Origin of the sequence: Microcoleus sp. B13-B6 (genome assembly GCF_036705405.1) — a bacterium.
Lineage (GTDB): Bacteria > Cyanobacteriota > Cyanobacteriia > Cyanobacteriales > Microcoleaceae > Microcoleus.
Genome location: NZ_JAUBUJ010000169.1, coordinates 1 through 10257, shown reverse-complemented (window position 1 = coordinate 10257; position 10257 = coordinate 1). Strand labels below are relative to the sequence as shown.

The 10257-nt window shown below is 47.7% G+C and carries 6 protein-coding genes and 2 pseudogenes; 4 read left to right on the top strand and 4 right to left on the bottom strand.

The genetic code is table 11. From position 1 onward, the window contains the following. Positions 1-2115, top strand: a pseudogene (locus tag QUB35_RS37140) (calcium-binding protein); the annotation flags it as partial. 71 nt (positions 2116-2186) lie between these two features. On the opposite strand, the gene QUB35_RS37135 reads toward QUB35_RS37140, so the two are convergent. Beyond that, positions 2187-3347 (bottom strand): flagellar assembly protein H, encoded by a 1161-nt coding sequence (locus tag QUB35_RS37135; protein WP_333147808.1) that lies wholly within the window; start codon positions 3345-3347, stop codon positions 2187-2189. Between the two features lie 187 nt (positions 3348-3534). After that, entirely contained in the window at positions 3535-4518 is a 984-nt protein-coding gene (locus tag QUB35_RS37130; RefSeq protein WP_333147806.1) for a GNAT family N-acetyltransferase, read from the bottom strand. Between the two features lie 750 nt (positions 4519-5268). Here QUB35_RS37130 and pap point away from each other — a divergent pair. Together pap and QUB35_RS37120 are read left to right on the top strand one after the other, a co-directional pair. Then, positions 5269-6756, top strand: coding sequence for a polyphosphate:AMP phosphotransferase (gene pap, locus QUB35_RS37125; protein ID WP_333147805.1), 1488 nt, complete (start codon positions 5269-5271; stop codon positions 6754-6756). Between the two features lie 353 nt (positions 6757-7109). Then, positions 7110-8105: a YdcF family protein gene (locus QUB35_RS37120; protein WP_333147803.1), complete on the top strand. Its 996-nt coding sequence runs from the start codon at positions 7110-7112 to the stop codon at positions 8103-8105. Here the strand turns inward: QUB35_RS37120 and QUB35_RS37115 are convergent. Continuing rightward, on the bottom strand, positions 8102-8443 hold the full coding sequence (locus tag QUB35_RS37115; RefSeq protein ID WP_333147802.1) for a hypothetical protein: 342 nt from the start codon (positions 8441-8443) through the stop codon (positions 8102-8104). The two genes, QUB35_RS37120 and QUB35_RS37115, sit on opposite strands and share 4 nt — an antisense overlap. A gap of 517 nt (positions 8444-8960) precedes the next feature. Here QUB35_RS37115 and glsA point away from each other — a divergent pair. Continuing rightward, positions 8961-9887: a glutaminase A gene (gene glsA / locus QUB35_RS37110; protein ID WP_333147798.1), complete on the top strand. Its 927-nt coding sequence runs from the start codon at positions 8961-8963 to the stop codon at positions 9885-9887. A gap of 129 nt (positions 9888-10016) precedes the next feature. Here glsA and QUB35_RS37105 read toward each other — a convergent pair. Next, positions 10017-10257 (bottom strand): annotated as a pseudogene (locus QUB35_RS37105) (hypothetical protein); the annotation flags it as partial.

Sequence of the window (10257 nt, the reverse complement as noted above, 5' to 3'; positions counted from 1 at the left end):
ACACCGACTTCATCGGGAACACCGACTTCATCGGGAACACCGACTTCATCGGGAACACCGACTTCATCGGGAACACCGACTTCATCGGCAACACCGACTTCATCGGGAACACCGACTTCATCGGGAACACCGACTTCATCGGCAACACCGACTTCATCGGGAACACCGACTTCATCGGGAACACCGACTTCATCGGCAACACCGACTTCATCGACAACACCGACTTCATCGGGAACACCGACTTCATCGGGAACACCGACTTCATCGGGAACACCGACTTCATCGGGAACACCGACTTCAACCAACTTCTTCGACTATGCCTCCTCTCCCAACAGCGTTACCCAAAACTTCAGCAACATCACTCAACCCATCACTATCATTGGCAGTCCCTTTAACGACAACTTCACAGGTACGGGCAACCCAGACAATCTCAGCGGTGGCGGTGGTGATGACATCCTTGATGGTGGCGTTGGTAATGACATCCTCAATGGCGGAGTTGGCAACAACACCCTCACCGGAGGAGTTGGTAATGACACCTTTATCTTTAGTCCCGTTCCTGGTACTTTCGGTGGACAAAACCAGATTTCCGACTTCACCCCTGGAGAAGATAAATTACAACTTGATGTCGCCTTCGGTTTCACCTCACCCGAACAAGTAATCGCCGCATTACAATCTACCCCTTCGGGTTTAGTCTTAAATTTAGGGAATGGTCAAACTATCTCTATCAAAGCCAATTCTCTCTCACCAACCGACATCATTCTCTTTAGTAATTCCACAGCAACACCGACACCAACGGGAACACCTACGCCATCGGTAACACCGACACCAACGGGAACACCGACACCATCGGGAACACCGACGCCAACGGTAACACCGACGCCAACGGGAACACCGACGCCAACGGGAACACCGACACCAACGGGAACCGATACACCAACGGGAACACCATCGGGAACACCAACACCAACGGGAACACCATCGGGAACACCAACACCAACGGGAACACCGACGCCAACGGGAACACCGACGCCAACGGGAACACCGACGCCAACGGGAACACCAACGCCAACGGTAACACCGACACCAACGGGAACACCAACACCAACGGGAACACCAACACCAACGGGAACCGATACACCATCGGTAACACTGACGCCAACGGGAACCGATACACCATCGGTAACGCCAACACCAACAACCAACAACATCCCCAATGACGACTGCATCTGCGATGACATTGCCTATCCCAACTTAAACCAACCCAATGCAGTTGAAAACACCATACTTGGTGTATCGGGAATTCAAATAGGCACTGCCCAAAACGATGAATTTCTCGGCACTAACAACGGCAATATATTCGATGCCAAATCCGGGAATGACAACTTATATGGTGGTGCCAGCAACGACATCTTTAATGGCAACCAAGGCAATGACTTCATCATCGGAGGCAAAGGTGACGACATCCTCTATGGAGATGGAGGAAACGACATCGTTCTTGGCGAATTGGGCAACGATTTAATCTTCGGAGGCAAAGGCAATGACTTGTTACATGGCCGCGAAGGTATTGACATCATTTATGGCAACAAAGATGATGACTTCATCAATGGTGGCAAGGATAATGACGTTTTATATGGAGGCAAAGGTGACGACATCATCCTTGGTAGTCAAGGTGATGACAATCTGTTTGGACAGTTAGGTTCGGATACCCTCTGCGGCGGTGAAGGTAATGACTTAATCAACGGTGAGGCCGGAGCAGATATTCTGGGAGGGTGCGAAGGAAATGATACTCTTTACGGAGGCCTAGATAACGATACTCTCACTGGTGGCAAAGGATCCGATTTGCTTGATGGAGGCATGGGCAATGATAGTTTGATTGGCGGTAGTGGCAACGATATCTTTGCCTTAACAACTGGTCAAGGATTTGATATCATCGCTGATTTTACCATCGGTCAAGACTTGATTGGATTAAGCGGAGGTTTGAGTTTTGGTCAGTTAGCAATCACTCAAAATACTCAGGGAACTATCATCAAAAATGTCTTGACAGGAGAGGAGTTAGGTGTGATGATTGGAGTGAGTGCCAATGCGATTACATCCGCTAATTTTCGGTTGATTTAGGAAATCAAGAAAAGTGCGATCGCCCCTTGAGTAAAAAAGGGCGATCGCACTCTATAGCTACTCAAACAGGTTTATTCAGGAATTTTCCCGAACCTTTCCCTCAATCCATCAGCCGATAACTGCGGCAGTTGTTCTACCAACAATGTCAATTCTGCCACAGGCAATGCTAGTAAATTGGTAATGGCTGTAGGCAGAATATCACCCAATTCATTTTGGTGCATTCTCAAGACATTTTCGGCCAATAATCTTACAGCTTGTTCCCGCCCTTCTTCATCAACTGTTAGCATCGATATTGCCAGCAACAACACTGTAAATTCCGCAGCAGGCAACTTGGATATTGGAGATAAAAATACTGTCATTCTCTGGCTTAACTCTCCAAATCTAACTCGCAGAAAATTTTCTAAGATTAAGCGCTGTTGTTCTTGTCTGCCTCGTTCTAGTCCTTGTTCTAGTCCTCGTTCTAGTCCTCGTTCTAGTCCTCGTTCTAGTCCTCGTTCTAGTCCTTCTTCTCTAGCTTGTTGCTGTGCTGCTTGTATTTGTTGTTGAAAAAGTGGTGCGATCGCCATAATTAACTCCCGCTCTTCTGGCTCAGGTTCCTGTTGGGTTTCGACTACTAAATGTGACTGTAGACGATACAATAATTCTAGCGCAATAATCCGTAACGGATCGTCCGTTGCTAAAGCACTCAATTGCCCGATCGCCCTTTGCTGTACTTTCCCTTTCCCCAAAATCCTCAACCACAGGGTTTCTGGGATTTCTGGCAACTGGTGAATCGCCACAATTGCTGCTCGCCAGTGCTCCGGGAAAAAATAGATTCCCTCGATCCAATTCTCAGGGTTTGGTATCCCACCAAAACCCTCCACCAGCGCTTTCGATGCTGTGGGAGTCAAAATCCACATTCGGGGCAACAGATCCTCATCATAGCGAGTATTTTCTCTTCTCGCCTGCCGCTCCAATTCACCTCGCAAATCCCATAACTTACTCATGCAGCTCAAGACTTCGCTGACAGTTATCGGATTGCGAAACGGTTCAAAAATTGCAGTTGTGTCAGCCATTTTTCCCAACAATCCCAGGCTTGATGAGTATTCGGGAATTGCGGTACCTGGAGTGAAATAAACATCGATTTCTCGGACTTCAGAAGTCACATCGCGACCGACCTTAACTGTTCCGATGGGTGAAAGCAGTTCTTCTAGGTATTCTTTAGCAAAGCGATCGTGAATGAATCGCGTCATAGAAATTAGGATGATTTTTTATCAGTTAATCCTAGCATAATGTGCGCGACATAATAAAAGTACGATCGCCCATTCGATCCAAAAGGGCGATCGCACTTCCAGAAAAGCCGATCGCAAAATTTGATCGCACTTGAAAACCCCGACTTCTTTAAGCAGTCGGGGTTCTCGCCTTCACAGTCAACCTTTTCTAAACTGTCTTAGCCCACTCGATCCAAGTTTCCATCGGGCGGAAACCGACTGATTTGTAAAGCTTTGTCGCCCCCGTCAAACTGTCAGCATCGACGCTGAGTTTAGCTGTGTTTGCACCCGCTGCTTTCAACTTATGCAAACCAGCTAACAGCATCGCTTTTCCTAAACCCATTTTCCGAAACTCGCGCCGCGTACCCAACAATTCAATCCAACCGTCTTTTGTGCCACTGCGGGCGTTTTTTTGGGGTTTGATTTGACAGTCGCAGAAAGCAGCAAATTTGCGTGAAGCGAAGCTATCCCGCAGGGAATCGCCCGAAACAGCAATTAAATCTAATTCCGGCTGATAATTGGCGTCTTGCATCCAGTAGCGCACCGTTTCCGCAGTTAAATCGTGGTGATTCCAGTGATCGATAAATGACTGGTTGAACATCTCTACCCAAGGTTGGATGTCTTGTTCTCCGGATACGTGTGTTAGGGCAAAATCTGCGGGGAATTCCGGTGTGGGTATGGGTTCGGAGAGGCATCGGGCCATTGTCCAAAAATAGCGATCGACCTCAAAGCCCTGTTTCTCTAACAGCCACATCTCATCGGTTTTGTCCTCCCGGCTGTAGGTACGCAATTTTGCCGGCAAATTGCGTTCTTTTCCTACTTCGCCCAGCCGCTTTTCTCCCCACTTAATTATGTCTTTTTCTAAACCTTCGCTACGGACATTTGGATGCACGTAAAACCAGAGACAAGCGTCTATTTCCTCTGGCGAATCGGGCATATCTAGGAGTGCTAAGCCGATTAGTTTGTAATTACCATCTTCCCACAACTGCACGTCACGGGCTTGGTCGAGTTTGGGGGCATCAAGTATTAGCTTGAGTTCAGTTGCAGAGACTTCTTCGCCGAGTCTATCCACTGCTTCGCAAGCATCGATCAAATTTGCGATCGCGCACCAGTCAGTTTCGCCATTGTACGAGCGTGTTGTCAAGATATTCATAAAAAACTTGCAATCCGTAATTTCGGACTGTTCCTCTTAATTGGTATTGGCAAACAAGTACAGTAATTCAGACATTTTGGACAAACGTCAGTAACAGGCACTCCGGCCTGTTCCACAAGAAATAAATACTCTTGTGGGGCGGGCACGCGCGCCCGCACCTAAACCGCTTTTAGTATTTGAGAATGGTGTCGATAAAACTCAGAAACCTGTTTATATCACCCAGGCTTTCAGGTTTTATCTCATAGCGCAATCATAAAAATTGGTTTGCCCTTTTGGGCTAGTTTTGTATTGGAGTTTATGGCTGGATGTCGATGAGTCGCGCTCTCTTTCGTTACCAAGCTTGGTGCTTAAATAACTACTATTGTTTGAATAAAGTTTCTACAGCTAAGTAAAGAAGTTGTCACCCCCAGCGGGTAGTTGATTTTTACTTTTGCTCTGTTTTACAATAAATCCTTTTTCAGGGATTTTTGGCTCCTCCTGTTAACTCGCCCGATCGGGGGAGGGGAGAATTTGAACTTATTTAAAAGTTCCCTATTTCAACTATAACCTGAGCTGTTTTTTTTTGCAAGTTTGAAAGCGAGGGATTCTTGCTAGTATTAACGAGGGTGGCATTTGATTGCAGGAGCGCTCTGGCTTTTAACCAGCCGTAATTGTAATTTTTATAACGTTTTCCCCTGAATCGAGGATTTAATTTTATCCAAACGTTAAACTAACGTTAAACTGTTTTTTACTGATTAATATGAGGTAAATATGCTCGACAACCTCGATTTAGATATTTCCCTGGATAAAGAAACCTATGATGCCAAGATAGAAATTTTAATGCAACAGTTGCGATCGCTCCAACTGGCCTGCAGGGAAAAAAAATTGCCCGCAATTATCGTCCTCGAAGGTTGGGCCGCCGCCGGTAAAGGCGCGCTGGTCAAAAAAATGGTGGGGTACATGGACCCGCGCGGGTTTGCGGTACACCCGATTTGGCCGCCGTCAGATGCAGAAATAGGGTATCCTTTCCTGTGGCGATTTTGGCAGAAACTCCCCGCCCGTGGCAAAATTGGCTTTTTTTATCACAGTTGGTACACTCACATTTTAGAAGACCGATTGTTCGATCGAGTCTCCGACGCAGAAGTACCGACAGCCATCAGGCAAATCAACGCCTTCGAGCGGCAGATGGTAGATGACGGCGCCGCAATTGCCAAATTTTGGATTCACCTGAGCAAAAAAGAGCTCAAGCATCGGCTCAAAAAACTAGAAGACGACACCTTACAAGCTTGGCGAGTGCGGCCCGAAGATTGGAAACAAGCCAAAAAATACCAAGAATACACAACTTTTGCCGAAGAAATGGTAGCCCAAACCGGCACGGGCCCGGCACCTTGGACGCTAGTAGAAGGCGATTGTCAACGGTGGGCAAGAGTCAAAGTTTTGACCCAAATGGCAGCGACAATTACAGAAGCCTTAGACAGACTGCCGACGCAATCTGCACCCGTGAAATTGCCACCTCAAGAAAGCTTGCAACCCACCGAACCAGACTTGCTGGCCCAAGTAGATTTAACTCAATCGCTGTCGCCCGACGAATACAAACAGCAACTTCGCGAGGAACAAACCCGTTTTGGCCAACTGCAACAAAGCATCTACGAAGAGGAAATCCCCGTGTTAGTGCTGTTTGAAGGTTGGGACGCCGCCGGTAAAGGAGGAGCAATCAAACGCTTGACGGACATATTAGACCCCCGCAGTTACATCGTTAATGCCTTTGGGGCGCCGACAGACGAAGAAAAAGCGCATCACTACCTGTGGCGGTTCTGGCGGCGGCTGCCAACGGCTGGTAAAATCAGCATTTGCGATCGTAGTTGGTATGGTAGAGTGCTGGTCGAGCGAGTCGAAGGATTTGCCACCGAACCCGAATGGCGCCGAGCTTATCAGGAAATCAACGAATTTGAGGAGCAACTCACCAGTTTCGGTTGTGTCTTAGTTAAATTCTGGCTGCACATCAGTCCTGACGAGCAACTAAAGCGGTTTACAGAGCGGCAAAACAATCCATTTAAACAATACAAACTCACCGAGGAAGATTGGCGGAATCGCCAAAAGTGGAATTATTATGAAGTGGCGGTGAATCAAATGATTCAGCGCACCAGCACGCCGCTTGCTCCCTGGACGCTAATTGCGGCCGATAACAAGTATTATGCTCGTGTTAAAGTAATTCAAACGGTAACGCAGGCAATTCGGAATCAACTGAAGCGCCGATAAATTGGGATTGGTGAATCGGTAACAGGTAATGGGGAAAAAAGTAGGCAGAACAAAGCAGGCTTGAATTGTCAATTCCACCTACGGCGTGCTCGATCCATTACCAATTACCAATCAACTATTACCAGTTATCAATTACCAATTAACTGTCAGCAATCTGTGACTGGAAGTAGCGGGCTTCACCCTGCAGCCAATAGTTGATAGCTGACCGGAAGCGAGCATCAGGATAAATGCGATCGGACTGCGTTATTCGCGAAAGTTAAAAACCCACCGATGCCCGTATTTCCTCCCGCAGCTAAATTCGCGCTCGTTTCCAAACTTCTGTACTAATTTATGAAGACACAGAATATTGCAAGATGCCAGAACTGTTAGCTCGCATTCTATTTCTATTCCTCCTGTTCTCACTGATCAAATCGTGGTGGGATCAATCAGGAGGCAAAGACAATCCCTTATTAGACCGGCTGCGCGTTTTGCTGCTGATCAGCCTTTTGATCCTAGCTTTTTTTGCACCAGACACCCCGGTCGGAGCAGCGATTTTCGGGCTCATAGCCTTCTTCTTTAAGCCGCTGGGTTTTTCCATCACTCTGCTGGTGATTGCATCGGCGCTGATCACGAACGGGGGCATCCGCAACCCGGCGCCGAGAATGATTTTGGCAGCCCTGCTAGTTTTGATCCTTTCGAGTATGCCAGTTGTCGCTTACTGGTTCGCGGAGCAAGCAGAACGGGACGCCGCTGCAGCCGTCCGCACAGCTTGCTGCGATGAAACCGCAGCGGCGATCGTCCTCTTGGGCAAGGGAACCACTCAGCCTCACATCCCCAACCGAGTAGCGATTCAACTGACAGATACAGGCAATCGCCTGCCCTATGCAGCAGTTTTGTACCGCCAAAAAGTGGCACCGATGGTCATCGTTACCGCTGGCCCCAGACCAGAGTTGGAGGGTTATGTTGGCGAAGCTAAGGATATCGAGACTTTGCTGGCAAACAACATGGGCGTGCCGCGCAGCAGTATCGTTCTCGACGATAACGGCAGCAACATACGCACCAGCGCCCAAGAGGTGAGAAAGATACTCGACACCCGTGGCGCCCCGCGCAAAGTAATCCTGGTAACATCTGCGATTCAGATGCGCCGTGCCAGCCTCGCTTTTGCGAATATGGGAATCCAGGTGATTCCTAGGGCTACCGACTTCTACACTTTTCAACCCACATCAGGAGGGAAATCCAGTAGACTCCGCTTAGACGCGGGAGATTTTTTGCCTAGTGCAGAAGCTTTGGTAACTACGACGCGAGTATTCGATGAATATTTCGGGTCTTTCTATTACTATTTGCGCGGCTGGCAAGCTCCCAGGGCCTAAAGTGGCAAGTTGCTGGTGTTTTTCTTAGGCAACAGCGACTGCTCCCCAGATTGGTTTAAAATCTGATGAGAATGAGACCTTTGTGGGGAGCTGTTTTTTCTCATTCCGGCGGGGTCGCCGACAATCAAGTTTGCCATAAATGCAAACAAAACCCAAAAGATAACTGGCTCCCACGGGGATTTTGTGGGCTTTGCTTCAGGGGTTTTGACAGATTCAACGTTGACTTTGATGTCTAGTTTGCCTTCAATTTCTTTGCCTTTGAGAACTCCGTCGTTGCACACACCCTTAAAAATCATGGGAGCGGGCTTTGGTGCTTCTGCTTTCGGTTCGTCTGCCATTTTTTTATCCTGGTTTTGGTGAATCCGGTTGGATAGTACATTCTTAAAGGTTCGGGGGTTTTCCGGACAGGATTTGGCGAACTCTGAAAGAATTAAGTTAAATATGCACCCCGCCCCTTGCTGGGGCTTAAATATAAGAATCTGAAGGCATTTCCAGCTAGTGCTGGTTTGTTTTAGATAGCAGCGTTGCCTTGAAGCTGCTACTTATATATCCGGGTGAAGGGAAGATTTTTATGCAGAGTACAGGTTTTTTATGAAAAATTTATTTGCTCCCGGCAGGCCCAAAGGTCAACAGCCTTAAATAAGGTGTCCCGCATCTTGCGTTGTATTTTTCGGGCAGACGGGACACCACACAAAAATTTCATCAAATTATGAGCTTGCCTTATCTCACCTAAGAAACCCAGTTTCTTCCCGCAGCAGGCCCAAGTGACGCAATTCGGTTAATAAAGGGGGCTTATGGCTCAATAGCGCGCCAGGAATGCCAATCTAAAATTTAAAATGATCGAAATAATCGAGTGTGAATATATCCACCAGCCAACTATCTTCCCTGCAACCCGAACAACTGGCAGCTTGGGCAAAAGAGGCAATTAATCGCAGTAAATCCGGTCAAATCCCTGCGTACATACCTCTCCTAGCGCAAGCGGATCGACAAGGGTTTGCCGTGCAAATTCGGGCAATTGACGCGCAAATTATGAGCTGGGGTAGCATTGCTCAAACATTCCCGCTGATGAGTGTAGTCAAGCCTTTTGTGCTGCTTTATTTGCTGTGCGAAGTCGGCGAAAAAACGGTATTTGACTGCGTTGGCTGCGAGCCTTCGGAACTGCCTTTCAATTCCCTAACTCAACTCGAAATAGACGAAGGGAAGCCGAGAAATCCGATGATTAATAGCGGGGCGATCGCCCTAGCGTCTTTGATTCCCGGTCAAAATGCTGTGTCGCGCTGTCAAAACTTGCGAACTTGGCTGAATCAACAGGCAAACAGTCAGTTATTTGTTGACGAGTTAATGCTCGATTCAGTGAAGGAAAACCCGAATAAAAATAATTGGAATCTCGCCTTGAAAATGGTAGAATCGGGTTATATTCAAAATGCAGAAATTGCTTTAGAAACCTACAATCGCATCTGCTGTTTGTCGGGAACTGTGGAGGATTTAGCTAAGCTGGGGATGGTTTTGGTAAATAGTGGCGATCGAGCAATGGGGGAAAACTGCCGTACTGTCAAAGCGCTGATGGCGACTTGCGGTTTGTATGAAGCATCGGGCCGCTTTGCGCTGCGGGTGGGACTGCCGGCTAAGTCGGGAGTTAGCGGGGCTTTGGTGTCGGTAATTCCGGGTCAAGGTGCGATCGGCTTTTACAGTCCGCCCCTGGATAAAGACGGAAATTCTATCGGTGGCTTATTTCTGTTAGAAAAAATAGCTAAAACTCTGCGGCTAAGCGTATTTGATTAGATTGGGAATTGGGAATTGGGAATTGGGAATTGGGAAACAATATAATTCCGTAGTGGCGGGTTTTACGACAATATCTAATCAGTACAAACACGCTTTATAAACCCGCCCCCACACTGCTAATAATGTACATCAACCAACAGGGGCGATCGCCTGAAAAAATGTATATTTCGATTTCCCGTGGGGCGGGGGCGGGTTTTTGAGATTATTTGTTTGAGGCGTAGATTGTCGAAAAACCCGCCCCCACAACCAATATTTTAATTCCCCAGTATGAAGTAATTGGGCATAATTAACAGCACATAATTTCACAACTAATGCCCCATGCCCCATGCCCCATGCCCCATGCCCCATGCCCCATGCCCCATGCCCCATG